A 16,849-nucleotide genomic window follows, 5' to 3' on the forward strand; every position below is an offset into this window, starting at 1 on the left:
ACAGCACCGCACCCAAAATGCATCTGTGGAATCCGTGAAATCCGTGGGACAAAGAATTCTGATAATTTACCAAATTCTCGCTCGTTTCTCAGGCTTCAGATAATTCATGTCGCCCCACTTCACGTCAAACAACTCATACCAACGATCACAGTTCATGGTACAACCATTGACACGAGCGAAACTAGGTGCATGAACGTCACCTCCATACATATTCATCAGATAATCATCCGACAATTTAGCTCTCCAAATATTAGCATAAGCCTGGAAGAACCTCTTCTCTTGCTTTACTAACTCCTCACCATAAAACCCTTGTTCCTTCAGTTTCTCCTCGTATACCTGTAAAGACATTTCCAACCCACCGAGATCGGCAATGTTTTCTCCCAGCGTTTGCTCACCATTTACATGATACCCATCAGAATCAACAAAGAGAGGAAGATGATTATAACAATCAACCAACAGATCTGTTTTTTCCTTGAAGGCCATCTGGTCTGATACTGTCCACCAATTTTTAAAGCGACCTACAGCATCAAACAGAGCCCCCTCGTCATCGAAGCCATGGGTTATCTCATGCCCAAATACCGCAACCAAGGCATAAAGCATTGCATCGGATTGACTCTCATCATAGAATGGAGGCAAAATAATATTTGGCAGGACAAAAACAGAATTGCAATACGGATAGTAAAAAGCATTGACTGCTGAAACAGAAAAACCATCCAAATAACAAAAATTACCGATCTCGTCTTTAGGCAATTTGCTGAGTAAAACATGTCTTAAATCATTTTGGCTTTTTCTTACCAAAGCCATATCTTCATACAAGGACTTGCCTGCCAACTGTGGAATTCCTTCTTCATGCCAAGAATCGGATTTGCCTACCAGGAATGTCATTTTTTTTAACTTTTCCAAAGCACTGTTCTTGGTTGTCTGGCTCATCCAGTCAAGTTTTTCAATTCTTCCTCTGAATGTACGACGGAGATTTTCCATCAAGTCTAGTATTTTCTGCCGATATGAATCCTTCAAGTACGTATCACAAAAAGTCTTGGCTGTCGGATAACTCAGTTTATCGTCAATCAAGCCTTTCAACACAGTCTCATCAGTCTTGCCCAAAAGTTTCTGGCAAGCTGTTCGTGAAGCCAAAGCCAAGTCGACCGCCAAACAGCATTCCAAGAGACTAACCACCTTACTGCCTTCACTATCAGATAGTAAAATGTCATCAAAGAAATAACTGGTAGCTCTATCCACATTCAATTTATCCGGTTCAACCCCCAATCCTTCCAAGAGAGCATAAATAATTTGTTCTTCATCACCAGCAGCTCTCGTAAGAAGTTGTTTTACCGAAATTAAATTCTCATGATATTCAGGACTACAGAGTCTCCTCATCCTGCTATTAGCATCTTCCTGTTCTTTAGAAGGCTGCAAAGAGAGTGCTTCCTCAACACGCATAGGAGCCATCTCTTTATCCACTCCCAACTGTATCAACGCCCATTCCAGCCAACTCGCCAATTTGGTATCATCATCGGCAAATTTCGACAAGAGGTCTGACAGTTGATTTTGTGATTCTATAGTATACAAGAATTCTCCATCCAAGACAGTTAGCACCCCTTTCAAAAAAGGCGTATTCCCAGCCTTCAAGCTCTCACCCAAAGCAAACGCCTTCTCTTCCTGAGTATTCATACTTTCCAATGACTGTATCTTTTGCTTCAACTGATTGATAGCATCTGCATCCTCTCCCAACCGTTCGAAATCATCTCTCAGCATTTGGTGTTGTGGGATTTCAAACTTCATTCTTTGCTCAACAGCAGCCTCAGCCTCAGAATACAACAGTCCAACATAATTTTCTCCAGAAATCAGAGGGGTCTTCTCATACCATTTGCCCCAACAATACAGGGCAAAGTTGTCACCAGGCTTTATCTGGGTATTCATGTTTTCATCCAATGTCCAAGGTTTGGCATCTACGGACGAAGGAGCCAAAGATTCATCCTCCTTATCACTGCACGATGCGAAAAAAGACAAGCCTATAGCCAACAAGCCTCCGAATAATAAAAGTTTTTTCTTCATGTTACAATTGATTTTAGAATTTCAAAAAGATAATTACGTAAAAAACAAGAAATTGATAAGATAGACTATTCCTATCCCCAATAGCGCCAACGCAACCAACAACAGGAACAAATAAAGCACCACCCAACAGGCTGTGAATGCCATATATCGAATGGTACGCAACCATGTCATTCCGTAAATGCCACGATAAGTCCAAACCAGATAGTACACCATAGCCCACACGGGCAACGGCAACAACGCAAAAAGCGTATAAAGATAGACAAGAGCCATGTAATGAGCACCTGCCCTCAGAGGATATGAACCGAAATTCACTTTACGAAAGGCACGTCGAGCAGCAAGACCATACATAGGGAAAATGGCAAAAAGAAAGAGTGTCGTATCACTCTCCAGTTTTCCTCTCAAAACTCGCCACAGAGCAGCCATCTTTCCATTATCCATTCGCCCATCATCCTTGCTAGTGATGGTTACTCCCCATTTCTGATATATATATTTTTCTTCCTTACCAGAAGAATCCTTTTTGGAAACAACTTCTTTCTTTTCAGGTTCCACGGTATTGGTCAATTCTTCATAGGTATGCGTGACCAAAGTCAATAAGGAAAATGAAACCAACAAGGTTGTCAATGGTCCCAAATAGCTGACTTGATGCCCACGGAAATAATCACGAATCATATACCCTGGGCGAAAAAGCAACTCAAAGATGGTGCGCATATAGGCATTCGACATGATGGGAGAGGCCTCACGGAAAGTCTTCACCATTCTCCATTTTCCGAATATTCCCGCCGTATGAAACTGTCCGCATCTTGGGCAATAATTGCCACGATACTCCGTGCCACAATGCTTGCATCTTGTGACTGCTTTCGTGTTGGCAGGTATCGGTTTACCCCTTTCGAGATAAACCTGATACCTACGTATCAAGAGAGAGATCTTATTCTTAAGCATTTTCTTACTCCATACATTTCGCGATGAATGACTTTGTTATCTACTTACCAAAAGTCACAAAACTTCCATCGGAATCTTTCTTTTTATCAATAGTATAAGAATAAGAGATTATAACAGGATGCCTATCTACGACATAGTGCTCTACCTTATCCTTGCCTATCGAAATATTTGCACTACTACCATGATTATGGCCTGCAGGTTTAGCACCACTTGCATAATTTGCATAAAAAACGCTTTGTTCAGTATACCCGAACTTGTAATGATCTTTTGCCAACTCTACATTTGCCTTCAAAGAACGCTTTATTGCTATTGTTCCATTAGCTGGCAAACTAGCAAATTTTATCTGCTTTTTCCACTCTCCAGTAATAGTTTCTGTTTGGAGCTTACCTGAAGCATCGGTATACTCAACGGTTACATCACATAAGAGCAGATCACCTTCAGACGGCGTAAAGTAAAACATGGCTGTTCCTGAAGTTGGCACCTCGGTATCCTCCGTAGGAGTTTCTCTTTTAGGAGAATCGTCATCATCACTACTGCAACTAATCAGACTACCAGCAAACAACATAACCAACAAACAGAGCATCATGGCTCTAAATTTCATCATTGTAAAATTCATAATCGATAATTTTTATTGTTAATAAAATAAAGTAGTATTTTGGTCTAAAAACAGAGAGATGCTACTTGAATACTGGGCGCACAGTATAGCCGAAATACCGCCCAGCATCTCCCATATTGATAGTATCGTTGTTGAAACCCATACAGACAAAGGTATTCTCCATACTTGTACCAACAGAGGCTCCGAGGTAGAAGCCGATGGAATCTTGTTCTAATTTGCCTTCTTTCATGTAGCCCAAAGCCATGAGACGGATGGTCTGACCGTTTCTCTTGCTCTTGACGAGCCAACTGACATGCCCATTCAACGGTGAGAACACCCAAGTGGTGTTATGGATGGTGTCCTCCAGCTCTTCCATCTCCTCCTTGGTAGGTAGGCGCCATTTTCCTTCCCATCTCACATGAGCCACGTCGTGCTTGTCTTGAAGAACGCCATATTCTTCCGGATAGCCAGACATCCACTGATAGTTGTTCTTTGAGTAAGAACGCTTAACTTCCAACTCACCCCACGAATAGAATTCTGAAGCCAGTTCGTCTTCTTCGCCTCCCAGATTGGCTGTAGCCCACTTCGTACCGGATGGAAGCTGCAAGTCCACATATTTATGCCCCATATAGGCGGATGTGTTCGTGCCCACATGATGATCGCACCCCACGACTACTGCAAGCAAAGATGCCATGCTGCCAACATTCAGCATTACAACCCAAAAGAGCATCATGGCTCTACAATTTTTCTTTGTAAAATCCATAATTGACAAATTTAAATGATTAGTAATATAATGTATGAAAATCTTTTGTTTTGCAAATTTAAGACAAATCCACGAAACGGCATCGAAATTGAGTTTTCACTTGTTCACAGTTCGCTCCCAATTATTCGTTTCGTTCCCAAAACTTCATTATTTTGCCCAAAAATTACCAAATAGCACAAAATCAGCACTTATTTCACCCTATTTCGGATAAAATCCGTAACTTTGCATTACTTTTAAGAAATAAATAATGATGGATAGACTTTTACACAAGAAAAAGACAAAATGGCTACTAGTTTTCATTTTGGGATGGTGGACAATCGCTCTGTTCGCCACGGGGACCGTATTGCCCGATAGTATGGTGACCGAGGATAAAGTATATGAATATACGTTTTCCGACACCCCACTGGCAGAGCGGATTATGGCAGAGTTGCGCAAGCAAGGCAAACAAGTTTCCTATGAACTGGACATGACGGAAGGCGACCTATATTATAATACGGGACGATTCATCATGGCCACCCGCTTCTACAAGAGCGCCCTCTCAGCAAGAGCCGTCAAGCAAGATGCCACCAAGAAGATGAAACTACTGCATCGTCTGATTTCTTGCTACGACGGACTATACGACGAAGAAGAGAAATCAAAAACCATTAGACAATTAATTCACGAAGCGAAACTTGCCAATGACATGGGCATGGAGTCTATTGCCTTGTTTTATCTGGGCAAGAGCCTGCATGAGCAAGATTCGAAGGAACGAGGATACGCCTACATGTTGCAAGCCCTTAGGATAATGGAAAAGTCGCATTACGACCACAAGTACGACAATCTGCGGGCAGATTACAACGACCTACTTATCTGCTATGAGCGTGATAAGAAACACAAGGAGGCATTCAAGATATTGAACAAACTGGAGAAATACCTAGATGCAAAAAATCCTGGCGAGACTGACATGGAAGGACTCTATGAACAGGAAAGATGCAAATGGCTTGCTCACCGTGCCGTGGTATGCTCAAAACTGGGAATGACCAAGGAAGCCGCAGAAGCTTATCACGAGTTCAACAAGATGGGAAGCATCAACCGCCGATACGCCTATCTGATAGTACCCTATCTACTTGGCCAGCACAAATACCACGAGGTCTTGGAGTTGTGCAAACAACGTGAACAAGAAATGCAAGACAGGAAGGACACCGTCAATCTCTACATGTCATCCACACTCAAATTCTACGGCATGGCCTACAGAGGACTGAGACTGTACGACAAGGCAGCAAACTATTTCGAGCGGTTGTCCGTATTGAGAGACAGTCTGCGCATCAGGGAATTGCAAAGTTCCTCGCAAGAGTTGGCTTTCATATATGACGTAAAGGATAAAGAGGCGCAAATCGCCAACCAGCGCTGGGCACTCATCATCACCATCGGTTTCGGTGTGGCTTTAATCATTGTCGGAGGAATACTGGGCTACAACTACCACACCATCAAGAAAAAGAACATCACACTGGTGACAAACGTGAAGGAAGCCATGAAATACAAGGAGGAACTGGAACGACAGAACCTCAACACCCTATCCTCTACCATGACACAACATACAGAAGAAGAGGACATGGACAAACGGCTGTTTGAAGAGATTAGGAGCAAGATTATCGGAGAGAAATTCTTCTTAGACAATACCTTCTCCCGCAAGACATTGATGAACGAATTCAACATTCCAGCCAACAAGTTCGCAGGTCTGTTCCGTCAGTTCACGGGCAAGACATTCAGCGAATACATCAACGACCTGAGAATCGAGTATGTGGCAGAACTTCTTCTCACCGGCAAATACAAGAATGTAGAAGAATTGCTGAAAGACTGCTCGTTCATATCCTCTACATCGCTATACCGCTTGTTCACTAAGAGATATGGTATGACTCCACAGAAATTCCTGCAGAACGCAAGATTTGTAAAATAGAAAAAATGCCGATAGTTCCAAATTCCAGAATTATCGGCATTTATCATTTATAAAACCAAAAAACTATATATTATGGTTGCAAGGTGAAACCTACTACCAGGTAGGCTTTCTCGGTACTAGGGTTAGCAGCCACCTGAGCGAAGACCGGAACAGAGAAAGAATCTGTAATCTTCAAATCCTTGGTTGCTTTCACACCTACATGAGTAACAGCGAAACCATTGGCATCACCATAGAAGGATGTAGCAAACGGAACAGCACCTACACTTGCCTCCCAATCACAGCCACCTAACTTGAATGGAGCTGTAGCCTCAACGTATGAAGAATAGGCACGATCACCATCCTTATTTACTCCATCATTGCCTGCAAAGTTGGTGTACCAGTTCAAGGCAAGCGGACCGAAATCATAACCTACATTTGCCTCGAATACATGAGAAGTCTCATGAGCAGAATAAGCAAAATACTTCTCATTAGGAGAATTGAACCAGTAATCAGTTACACCGATATGGAAACCGCCAGTCTCGTATGCCAGGGTAAGATCGAACTCCTTGGTATCTTCTGGCTGAGAAATACCAACACTTCCCCATGCAGTAAGAGACAAACCTTTATATCCAATGCCAAGAGTAGGCTGCAAAGAAATTGCTCCCAAATCCTGACCACGCCAGTAGTACTGGCTCACGATATCAGCACCCATAGATGTTTCCACCTTGTCCTGTGCCATAGCAGCAGGAGCAAATGCCATCAAACCGAGTGCCAACGCACCCATCTTCTTCATATCTAAATGCTTCATATTCTCTCTTTTTATGTGATACATTTGTTTTTTAAAAGTTTCGGCTGCAAAATTAATAATAATAATTTTGCTCACCAAAACTTTTGTCTATTATCTCTCTCTTACGTCTATATGAAAGTACCATTAGTTGTAGCAGCTTTCACCATGCTCGTAGATATCCAGACCTTCTTCCTCGATTCGCTTATCAACACGGAGACCAGCAATCTTCTTGATACCCCAGAAGAGGATGATACCTGTAGCAGCTGCCCAAAGGTCGATGCAGAGGATACCGAAGCACTGTGCGCCGAAGAAACCGAAACCGCCACCATAGAAGGCACCACCATCAAGGGCGAAGAGACCTGTCATCAAGGTACCGAAGATACCACATACACCATGAACTGAACTTGCACCAACAGGGTCATCAATATGAAGCTTGGTATCGATGAACTCAATAGAGAATACCAGAATGATACCTGCCAAGAGACCGATGATGGCAGAACCCAATGGACTAACCAAGTCGCAACCAGCAGTAATGGCTACCAAACCAGCCAAAATACCGTTCAATGTCAATGAGAATGAAGGTTTGCCATACTTGATCCAAGAGGTGAACATAGTACCAAGACCACCACAAACTGCAGCCAGGTTGGTTGTCAGGAATACGTGGCTGATAGCAACACGGTTAACCTCACCAGAAGCAGCAAGCTGAGAACCAGGGTTGAATCCGAACCATCCGAACCAGAGGATAAATACACCCAGGGCAGCAGCCATCAGGTTGTGACCAGGGATAGCAGTACTCTTGCCATTGCGATACTTACCCAAACGAGGGCCTAAGCAGATAGCACCAACCAAAGCAAGTACACCACCAACACTATGTACGATAGCAGAACCTGCGAAATCATGGAAGACTGCACCGAAGGTATCCATCATGAATGAACCGGCATCAGCGTTGCAGAGCCAACCGCCACCCCATGTCCAGTGCCCCTCTACAGGGTAGATAATCAATGAGATGAAGAATGAATAGATGCAATACATGGAGAACTTGGTACGTTCTGCCATAGCACCAGAAACGATGGTAGCACTAGTAGCGCAGAAAACTGTCTCAAACATCAGGAAGCCTTCTGTAGGAAGACCGGCTGCATTCGTATAGAAAGACAAATCGCCGAAGTTAGGCATACCGATGAAACCGGCACCATCACTACCAAACATAAATCCGAAACCTACGAACCAGAAAAGAACAGAGCCGACCATAAAATCGACAAAGTTCTTAAACAAGATGTTCGCGGTGTTTTTACTACGGGTAAAGCCCGCCTCGCAGAGGGCAAATCCCGGCTGCATGAAAAAGACCAACATGGCTGCCAAGAGCATCCATACGGTATCTACTGAAATTCCTAAATCCTGTACACTCATAATCTTTACCTTTTAAGAAGGAATGTTAAATGTTAAGTGTTAAATGTTAAGTTAGCATACGTCCACTTAGCACTCGATACTCTCACCTAACTCCCAAACATTCCGATTTTACTATTAATTCATCCAATTCAGTTAACATTTAACATTAAACACTTAACATTAAATATTATTTCTCCTGCTCAGCATTATAGAGAGCGATGTCTCCTCTTTCACCTGTACGGATTCTTATGGTATCCTCTACAGGAATTACAAAGATTCGACCATCACCAATCTCGCCGGTTCGGGCAGCCTCCTGGATGGCATTAATCGTTTTCTCTACGTTCTTGTCGCGCACGACAACATTCAGCAACACTCGCTCAATACTACTGGTATCATACATGACACCACGGTAGATACGAGCCTGTCTCATCTTACCCTCTCCTCTTACATCGTAGTAAGAGAACCACTCGATGTCGGCGGCAAGCAATGCTTCCTTTACATCCTCAAACTTAGTCTTACGGATGATTGCTTCAATCTTTTTCATGTTAATCTCTCCTATTAATTAATTTACATTTTGTTTATTTTCTGGTGCAAAGGTACGATATTTTGCTTAATATTTCGCAACATTGCTTACTTTTTGATATTAATATTTTCATTTAGTTATTATTTTGCTTAGTTCTCTTTAAAATACGGAACAAAATGAAAGCAAATTACACATTATTCGTTTCATTTTGAAACAAACAATAAAAAAAACGCTTGAAAGGCCCCAAAGACCCCTCAAGCGGCAAACCTAAAAACAAACTCTCAACCCTAAAACTAGGGTCACTTTATTATTTAAACTTAATCTTATACCCGTATTTCCGCATATATCTGAGTTTTATAACGGAAATTTTATTTTGCCTTTATTTTGAATGTAAATTCACGATCAGCATAATGGAGACGATACTTCTCCATAGGCTTGGTCATCCAACTGTCGATGCAGCCCAAAGGATACTGGCATTTCTGGATATGCAACTGCACGAGTCCCTTATCCACCAGATCACCACTGTGTTGTCCCCATGCATGCGTCTTCTCGATACCAGAATCCAAATCCTCTACCAGATAAGGGATGGCACTGCACTCCATAGGTTCATACCCCTCGAAGGTAATCCCCTTGCCGGTGGTTGGATTAAAGATAGAGAAATAGCGGATATCGGTATGGTTACCACTCTCCTGCGGACGGATATATGGATAATATTCATCCTTCACGTCAGACTCGTACTTGCCGATAAAAGCAGAAGAATGACGATCTACGTAGTTCTCTTCAGGACCTCTACCATAATACTCGAGCTTAGAGAAAGTAGCAGGCATCTGCAACTGCAGACCGAATCTGAACAGATCGGCAACCTGAACCTCCTTGTCGGTAGTCATCTTCTGGGTAACATTCACCTCGCCCGCAGCACTGATGTCATAGCGGAGCATCAGCTGAGCTTTCACATCAGGCATATCGAAGAGAGCTGTCAGCACCACATTGTCCTTACTCACATTTTTGTCGAAAGACTTCAGATTCATCTGCGGGTTCTTCCATACTCTCATCTCCTTCTGCAGAGATGCTCCATAGTCATTATCGGTAGGAGCACGCCAGAATTCCGGAGTCATACTCTCACGGAACTTCAACATCGGTTCACCATCTACATCGAGATAATCTATCATACCCGTCTTCTTGCCTATGGTAACAGACATTCTCTGTGCGCTGACCTTCACATAAGAGTTGGTTTCCTCCACCTCCATACTGCTTGTCTGCTGCACCTTACCCTTCTTGGTTGGCGCAGCAGCAACAGCAGGAATCGCCGGTTTGGCAAACTGATAATCGCTGATGATAAACTGCTGGCGAGCCATCACCTGGCCCTTGTCTACCAGCGGCTGTGTGCCATCGCTTGCAAAAGCAAAGTTAAGAACAATCTCCTCCTTTGCATGCTTCGATTCAGCCTCAGCCACCGCATACTTCAGTTCATCACTCTTGATCAGTTTGGTAGCCTGAGGAGCAATACCCTTTGTTTCAGGAATCTCAACTGTAGCCAGTTTCACACCATTGGCATAAACCGTAGCTGTCAGGTTCAAGTCATCGATATTCTTGAAGAAGTTCTCGTTGTAAACCTTGAAAGCACCATTCACAGCATCCAGGTCCTTGATCCATACATTCTGATGATAGTACTGAATCTCGTAAGCATGAGGATTCAGACGGCGGTCTGGAGCAATGATACCATTACAGTTGAAGTTATAGTCACTTGCCGGATAGCGGCCGTAATCTCCACCATAAGTAAAGATTTCCTTACCGGTGACAGGACTCTTGTCACGAATGCCCTGATCTACGAAGTCCCAGATATAGCCACCCTGATACTTAGGATACTTACGGATGAGGTCCCAATATTCCTTGAAACCACCTTCCGAATTACCCATAGCATGAGCATATTCGCACTGGATGTATGGTTTAACACCATCACTCTTGCAATATTTCTCACTCTCCTCGTAGTCGATATACATCGGACAGTAAATATCAGTCTTGCTGTCATAACCGCCACGCTCATACTGAACAGGACGGGTCTTGTCGAGCGCTTTCACCCAGTCATAGGTCTTTTCGAAGTTGATGCCGTAACCACACTCATTACCCAAACTCCATACGATGATAGAAGGGTGATTGATAAAACTTTTCACATTACCTTCATTGCGTTCGATGTGAGTCTGGAGATACTCAGGGAACTTAGCGAGTGATTTCTCCCCATATCCCATACCATGAGATTCGAGGTTAGCCTCAGCAGTAAGATACAGTCCGTATTCATCACAGAGTTCATACCAGCGAGGATCGTCAGGATAATGGCAGGTACGAACCGCATTGATGTTCAACTGTTTCATGATTCTGATATCCTGAATCATGCGCTCTACACTTACCACATATCCACCATCCGGATCTATCTCATGCCGGTTGGCACCCTTAATCAGTACAGGCTTGCCGTTCACCAGCAACTGGGCGTTCTTGATTTCCACATTGCGGAAGCCCACCTTCTGCGGAATCACCTCCGCTACCCCCTGCTTATTCTTCAGAGAGATGTATACCTTATATAAATAAGGTGTCTCAGCAGTCCAAGCCTTCACCTTCGGTACTTTGATTACCCCCTGAGCTCCGGTAGCCGATGCTATTTGCTTGCCATCCTTATCGCACAAGGCAACAGTCACATCAGTCTTGCCGCCCTTCAGCGCTATCTGATAGTTCAGGATACCATCCCGATAATTATTCATCAAACCGGCATCAAGACGGATATCGGCAGCATGAAGTTTCGGACGTGCATAGAGATAAACCTCACGGGCTATACCAGTAAAGCGCCAGAAGTCCTGATCCTCGAAATAAGAGCCATCGCACCAGCGCATCACCTGCATAGCTATCAGGTTCTTGCCCGGCTTCAGATACTTGGAGATATTAAACTCGGCAGCCACCTTGCTGTCTTCACTATATCCCACATACTTGCCGTTCACCCAAAGGGTCAGGTTGCTGGTAGCCGAACCTACATGGAAATAGACATCCTTGCCCTTCCAGTCCTTAGGAAGTTCGAAGGTACGACGATAAGAACCCGTATAGTTGTTGAGTTCGCTGATGTATGGAGGATTCGGATCAAACTGGGTAGCCCAGGCATAACCGACATTCTTATAAGTAGCATCTCCATAACCGTTCAGTTCGAACAGCCCCGGTACAGGGAAATCCTTCCACTCCGAATCGTCATAGTTGGCTGCAAAGAACTTGGCAGGACGCTTGTTATAATCCTTCACGAAGTTAAACTTCCACATGCCTTCCATCGAAAGATAGTTGGCCGACTTTTTCTTGTCAAAACTCTGTGCTTTGTCAAGGGTCTCGTATGCGAAGAAAGCAGCACGGCGAGGTTCGCGGTTCTGCTGGTTGATATCCACATTATGCCAGCGCGACTCATTCTGAGCCGCCATGCCATTGCCGACAGACAGCAAGGCGAGGCAAAGCGATACATTTGCTATATTTCTGATGCTCATATCTGTTTATTATTTTCTGAAAAACATAGAGTTATCTACTGGTGTAAACTTCTGTTCGCTGTCCTTGCGCATTTCAATGCCGAGACTGCTCCACCATGAAGGCCAGCCGCCAACGATATTGCTGAGGAAAACCACCTTGAAAGGATGCAATCCCTTAGCCAATGCTACAGAAGTATCATGATTGGTACCAGCCTTCACATCCCCCTCGTTGCTGATCATGAGTTTGTTATCAATCCAAACCTGCTCCAGACGGGAAGAGAGATAATAGACACCATCCTCCGGAATATTGATGTAGCCCTCAGCGATGGCAGCATAATTATTGGCACCGCGCAAGGTAGCAGCATCATCCTTCTGCTGAATCTTCATCTGCTCCAAGCCCTCGATGTTTGCACACTCCCAGGCAGCATCAGCCCATTCCAGCTGGTCAACCTTCAGATAGTTGCCCTTAATGCGCTTCATCTGCAACCCAGGTTTTGCGTCCTCCACCTTAACAGCAGGAGCATAAGTCTGCTTCTCAACATCAACGGTTCTGATACGGCTCATCTTGCCTGAAGGCAATATGGTTGCTATCTTGATGATGGTGTTTCCACTCACCCTGATAGGCTCTGCATAAGCCGAAGAAGAAGGAGTTGGTGTACTTCCATCCAATGTATAAACCATCTTCATAGGACGCGAGGTGGTAAAGGTTACCGCAGTATCCCCAGTAATGACCACCTTATCGCAAGAACCGAAAGGCTGCTCAGGCAATGGGATATGATAACGGATATGGCGCTCGTCCAGACGAACACAGTTTGCATCCAGTCGGCGGCAGAAATCCTTGAAGTTTTTCCTGCTCACTGGCGACCATGCAATCTCAGAGAGAGCAATGGCACGAGGATACATCATATACTCCATCTTGGCATTGGAATACATATATTCCGACCAGTTGTTACACTGAACGCCCAGGATATGATGAGCCAGTCCCAATGCCTTGATGGTATCAGGTACCGGATTATAATTATAGGTAGAAGCCAGATATCTAGGAGGACTAGGAATGGTTACAGGCTCCACCTTGCTGTCGCCCTGATACCAGTCGAGATACATACCGTCGCTGCCCGGCGTCATGATGACATCATGCTTCTGCATGGCAGCCTCGATACCTCCTTCCGTTCCACGCCATGACATCACGGTAGCATTCTCACTCAATCCGCCTTCCAGAATCTCGTCCCATCCGATAATCTTTCTGCCACGCTTCTCCAGCATCTTCTCTATGCGCTTGATAACGTAGCTCTGCAGTCTTTCCTCTGCCGAATGCTTTCCTTCAGCCTGCAAGCCCTCAGTCTGAATACGCTTCTGACAGGTAGGGCAGTTTTTCCAACTGGTCTTCGGACACTCGTCGCCACCGATATGGAAGTACTTACCTGGGAAGAGAGGAACAATCTCACTAAAGATGTCATCCAGGAAGCGGAACATATCTTCCTTGCCCGGACACATCACGATATCCTCTACACCCCAAACAGTTCTCAACGACCACTGCTCACCTTTGCATGAAAGATAAGGATAAGCAGAGATAGATGCCATCATGTGACCAGGAAGGTCGATTTCCGGAATCACGGTAATATAACGCTTGGCTGCATAATCCACTATTTCCTTAATCTGCTCCTGGGTATAGAAACCGCCATAAAGAGAACCATCGCCCTCGGTACGGATACTGCCCACAGAAGTAAGTTTAGGATATTTCTTGATTTCGATACGCCAGCCCTGGTCTTCCGTCAGATGGAAGTGCATGGTATTCACCTTGAACATAGACATCAGGTCCAGTTGCTTCTTCACATTCTCGACAGAAATGAAATGACGGCATGGATCGAGATGGAATCCACGGTAGCCGAAGCGTGGAGCATCCTGGATATCACAGCATTGTGCTACCCATTTCACCCCATCCACCCGGGTTGCGCTCTCAATCTGGGCAGGGAGTAACTGCATGAAACTCTGCATACCGTAGAAGGCGCCCTTGGCGGTCTTCGCCTTGATAACAACCCCCTTGGCGGTTACGGTAAGGCGATAACCTTCCTCGGCAATTTTCAGCGAAGGAGAAATCTGTATAGAGATATTCCCCTTCTTTCCACCTACCGTTACCTCATAACCTGTAGAAGCCTTCAGTTTGTCTGCCATGTACTGGGCGATATTTCTGCCTTCAGCCGTCTGATAAGCGATTACCACCTTCTGTGGCAATACGAACTCACCTTTCTGTACCTGAGTCTTCACCGGTATCGGGATAATATTAATATCGGCAGCAGATGCCGGAGTAGAGATACCACCTAGCATCGCTGCACAGGCTACAAACGAGCCTAATAAACGATTAAACTTTGCCATAATTTAAATATATTAATAAGTTATTACAATGGCTTGTACTCCACGAAAGCCTCCATGGCCTCATAGCATGCCAGACCCAACTGGTCGTAGAGCGATGCAGTAGCACGGTTACGGTCCTCGGCTCTCTGCCAGAACAGGCGCTCATCATTACCCAAGAAAGGAGCACTCTCCATCTGCGACTGATGCTTGAGGATAGAGTTACGCTTTGCCCGCAACTCCTCAGGGCTCAATGGAACACACATTTCGATATTCTCAATCTCCCATTCAGCCCAGGCACCACGATACATCCAGATGCGACAGTCCTTCAACCATTCAGCACCCGCTTTCTTCTCTTCGTCGATAGCTGCCAGAACGGCATCAGTACACTTCTTGTGGGTTCCGTGAGGATCAGCAAGGTCGCCGGCAACATAAATCTGATGTGGCTGTACCTTCTGCAACAGAGCTCTCACTATCTCCACATCCTTCTCGGTCATTGGCAACTTTTCTATCTTGCCGCTCTCATAGAATGGCAGGTCGAGGAAGTGGACATGGTCAAGCGGAATTTCATTATAAGTACAAGCGGTACGAGCCTCACCACGGCGAATCAGTCCCTTGATGGTCAGGATATCTCTCGTATCGAAGTCACTCTCCTTCTTCTTGGCAAAGAAGGTCTTGATTTCCTTATATTTATTAGAGATGACGCTGTCTTTTGAGTCAGCAAAAAGCTGGTTGAAACCATTGATAAAGTGCATGAATCTTGTTACTTCCTCATCACCCACAGCAATGTTTCCTGATGTTTCGTAAGCTACATGCACATCGTGGTTCTGCTGTACCAGTCGACGGATGGTTCCTCCCATTGAGATAACATCATCGTCTGGGTGTGGAGAGAACACGATAACCTTCTTAGGGAATGGTGTTGCACGCTCTGGGCGATAGGTATCATCGGCATTTGGCTTACCACCTGGCCATCCGGTAATGGTATGCTGCAAATCATTGAAAATCTTGATATTGGCATTATAGGCTGAGCCATAGAGAGCCAGAAGTTCGCTCAGTCCGTTCTCATTATAATCCTTATTGGTCAACTTCAGGATAGGCTTACCGAGTTTCTGGCAGAGCCATACCAGTGCCGAACGCACCAGTTTATCACTCCACTGGCATGAAGTTACGAGCCATGGATGCTCGATACGTGTCAGATGATGAGCAGCCCCCAGGTCGATGACAACATGAGCATTCGGATGAGTCTGAAGGAATGATGCCGGCAGGGTATCTGTGATTGAGTTCTCCACCACCTTCTGCATAATCTCTGCCTTCTCTTCGCCCCAGGCTGTCAGATATATGCTCTTGGCAGAGAGTAAGGTAGCGATACCCATGGTGAGCGAACATGGAGGAATGGTTTCCTTGGTCTGCTCACTGTTCTCCATCTCTTCGCGAGAGGTATTGCCGATGAGGATGATACGGGTCATCGACTGGATGCCCGAACCTGGCTCGTTGGCTGCAATATTACCCGAACGGCCTATACCTATGAGGGCTACATCGAGACCGCCGAAGGTCTTGATGCGCTGCTCATAGAGACGGCAACGGTCCTGTACGGCATCCTGTGCCACAAAACCATCCAGTGTAAAGATGTTCTGCTCAGCCACATCCACATGATCAAGGAAACGCTCCTTCAACTGGTTGATGGTACGGAGAGAACTGTCCTTCTGGAGCGGATAATATTCGTATGCATTGAATACAACAACATTGCGGAAGCTCAGGGTCTTCTCGTTGTAACGGCGAACGAGTTCATCGTATACAGAATAGAGAGAAGAACCGGCGCCCAGCGCCATCACATAGAATTTGCCTTCCTGCTGTGCTGCCTTGATGCCAGCTTCTATTTTGTCAGCTACATGACTGGCACCTTCTGTCATAGAGGCAAAGATGTCAGTATGAATCTTCTCCATTCTGGAGATTTCAGAATATTCTACAGTCGTCTTTGGCCTGTAGAACTCTACAGGTACTTTATTGAGTACGATTTGTGAACTAAGATTGAGTCTCATATCTTTA

11 protein-coding genes are annotated in these 16,849 nt (G+C 44.8%); 1 reads left to right on the plus strand and 10 read right to left on the minus strand.

Annotation, left to right across the window (positions count from 1 at the left end; translation table 11 throughout):
• Window positions 1–66 precede the first annotated feature (66 nt).
• From FO447_RS09180 to FO447_RS09195, 4 genes are all read right to left on the minus strand, one after another.
• Window positions 67–2,055, minus strand: coding sequence for a M13-type metalloendopeptidase (locus FO447_RS09180; protein WP_117695683.1), 1,989 nt, complete (start codon window positions 2,053–2,055; stop codon window positions 67–69).
• A 33-nt stretch (window positions 2,056–2,088) separates the two neighbouring features.
• Complete coding sequence (locus FO447_RS09185) at window positions 2,089–2,994, minus strand: DUF3667 domain-containing protein (protein WP_117695684.1); 906 nt, start codon at window positions 2,992–2,994, stop codon at window positions 2,089–2,091.
• Window positions 2,995–3,034: 40 nt separating this feature from the next.
• Window positions 3,035–3,610 (minus strand): hypothetical protein, encoded by a 576-nt coding sequence (locus FO447_RS09190; RefSeq protein ID WP_117695685.1) that lies wholly within the window; start codon window positions 3,608–3,610, stop codon window positions 3,035–3,037.
• A gap of 61 nt (window positions 3,611–3,671) precedes the next feature.
• Window positions 3,672–4,352, minus strand: coding sequence for a hypothetical protein (locus FO447_RS09195; RefSeq protein WP_147329742.1), 681 nt, complete (start codon window positions 4,350–4,352; stop codon window positions 3,672–3,674).
• Window positions 4,353–4,599: 247 nt separating this feature from the next.
• Between FO447_RS09195 and FO447_RS09200 the strand changes: the two genes are divergently transcribed.
• A complete protein-coding gene (locus FO447_RS09200) occupies window positions 4,600–6,288 on the plus strand; it encodes a helix-turn-helix domain-containing protein (protein ID WP_234698966.1) in 1,689 nt (562 codons plus the stop codon).
• A 70-nt stretch (window positions 6,289–6,358) separates the two neighbouring features.
• Here the strand turns inward: FO447_RS09200 and FO447_RS09205 are convergent, their stop codons facing one another.
• The 6 genes from FO447_RS09205 to FO447_RS09230 form a co-directional block, all read right to left on the minus strand.
• Complete coding sequence (locus FO447_RS09205; protein ID WP_234698967.1) at window positions 6,359–7,075, minus strand: hypothetical protein; 717 nt, start codon at window positions 7,073–7,075, stop codon at window positions 6,359–6,361.
• A 123-nt stretch (window positions 7,076–7,198) separates the two neighbouring features.
• The gene (locus FO447_RS09210; protein ID WP_200756109.1) at window positions 7,199–8,461 is read right to left on the minus strand and encodes an ammonium transporter; all 1,263 of its coding nucleotides are present in this window, start codon (window positions 8,459–8,461) and stop codon (window positions 7,199–7,201) included.
• A gap of 166 nt (window positions 8,462–8,627) precedes the next feature.
• The gene (locus tag FO447_RS09215; RefSeq protein ID WP_118066115.1) at window positions 8,628–8,984 is read right to left on the minus strand and encodes a P-II family nitrogen regulator; all 357 of its coding nucleotides are present in this window, start codon (window positions 8,982–8,984) and stop codon (window positions 8,628–8,630) included.
• Between the two features lie 347 nt (window positions 8,985–9,331).
• The gene (locus tag FO447_RS09220; protein WP_200756110.1) at window positions 9,332–12,475 is read right to left on the minus strand and encodes a glycoside hydrolase family 2 TIM barrel-domain containing protein; all 3,144 of its coding nucleotides are present in this window, start codon (window positions 12,473–12,475) and stop codon (window positions 9,332–9,334) included.
• A gap of 9 nt (window positions 12,476–12,484) precedes the next feature.
• On the minus strand, window positions 12,485–14,827 hold the full coding sequence (locus FO447_RS09225; protein WP_200756111.1) for a family 20 glycosylhydrolase: 2,343 nt from the start codon (window positions 14,825–14,827) through the stop codon (window positions 12,485–12,487).
• 23 nt (window positions 14,828–14,850) lie between these two features.
• Complete coding sequence (locus FO447_RS09230) at window positions 14,851–16,842, minus strand: glucosamine-6-phosphate deaminase (protein ID WP_200756112.1); 1,992 nt, start codon at window positions 16,840–16,842, stop codon at window positions 14,851–14,853.
• Between the last annotated feature and the right edge of the window lie 7 nt (window positions 16,843–16,849).

Origin of the sequence: Segatella copri, from assembly GCF_015074785.1 — a bacterium.
GTDB lineage: Bacteria > Bacteroidota > Bacteroidia > Bacteroidales > Bacteroidaceae > Prevotella.

Excerpts from the sequence above, each read along its gene's own strand:
- FO447_RS09225 (WP_200756111.1), bottom strand. The coding sequence starts at position 14,827 with ATGGCAAAGTTTAATCGTTTATTAGGCTCGTTTGTAGCCTGTGCAGCG.
- FO447_RS09220 (WP_200756110.1), bottom strand. The coding sequence starts at position 12,475 with ATGAGCATCAGAAATATAGCAAATGTATCGCTTTGCCTCGCCTTGCTG.
- FO447_RS09205 (WP_234698967.1), bottom strand. The coding sequence starts at position 7,075 with ATGAAGCATTTAGATATGAAGAAGATGGGTGCGTTGGCACTCGGTTTG.
- FO447_RS09180 (WP_117695683.1), bottom strand. The coding sequence starts at position 2,055 with ATGAAGAAAAAACTTTTATTATTCGGAGGCTTGTTGGCTATAGGCTTG.
- FO447_RS09210 (WP_200756109.1), bottom strand. The coding sequence starts at position 8,461 with ATGAGTGTACAGGATTTAGGAATTTCAGTAGATACCGTATGGATGCTC.
- FO447_RS09230 (WP_200756112.1), bottom strand. The coding sequence starts at position 16,842 with ATGAGACTCAATCTTAGTTCACAAATCGTACTCAATAAAGTACCTGTA.
- FO447_RS09185 (WP_117695684.1), bottom strand. The coding sequence starts at position 2,994 with ATGCTTAAGAATAAGATCTCTCTCTTGATACGTAGGTATCAGGTTTAT.
- FO447_RS09215 (WP_118066115.1), bottom strand. The coding sequence starts at position 8,984 with ATGAAAAAGATTGAAGCAATCATCCGTAAGACTAAGTTTGAGGATGTA.
- FO447_RS09190 (WP_117695685.1), bottom strand. The coding sequence starts at position 3,610 with ATGAATTTTACAATGATGAAATTTAGAGCCATGATGCTCTGTTTGTTG.
- FO447_RS09200 (WP_234698966.1), top strand. The coding sequence starts at position 4,600 with ATGATGGATAGACTTTTACACAAGAAAAAGACAAAATGGCTACTAGTT.
- FO447_RS09195 (WP_147329742.1), bottom strand. The coding sequence starts at position 4,352 with ATGGATTTTACAAAGAAAAATTGTAGAGCCATGATGCTCTTTTGGGTT.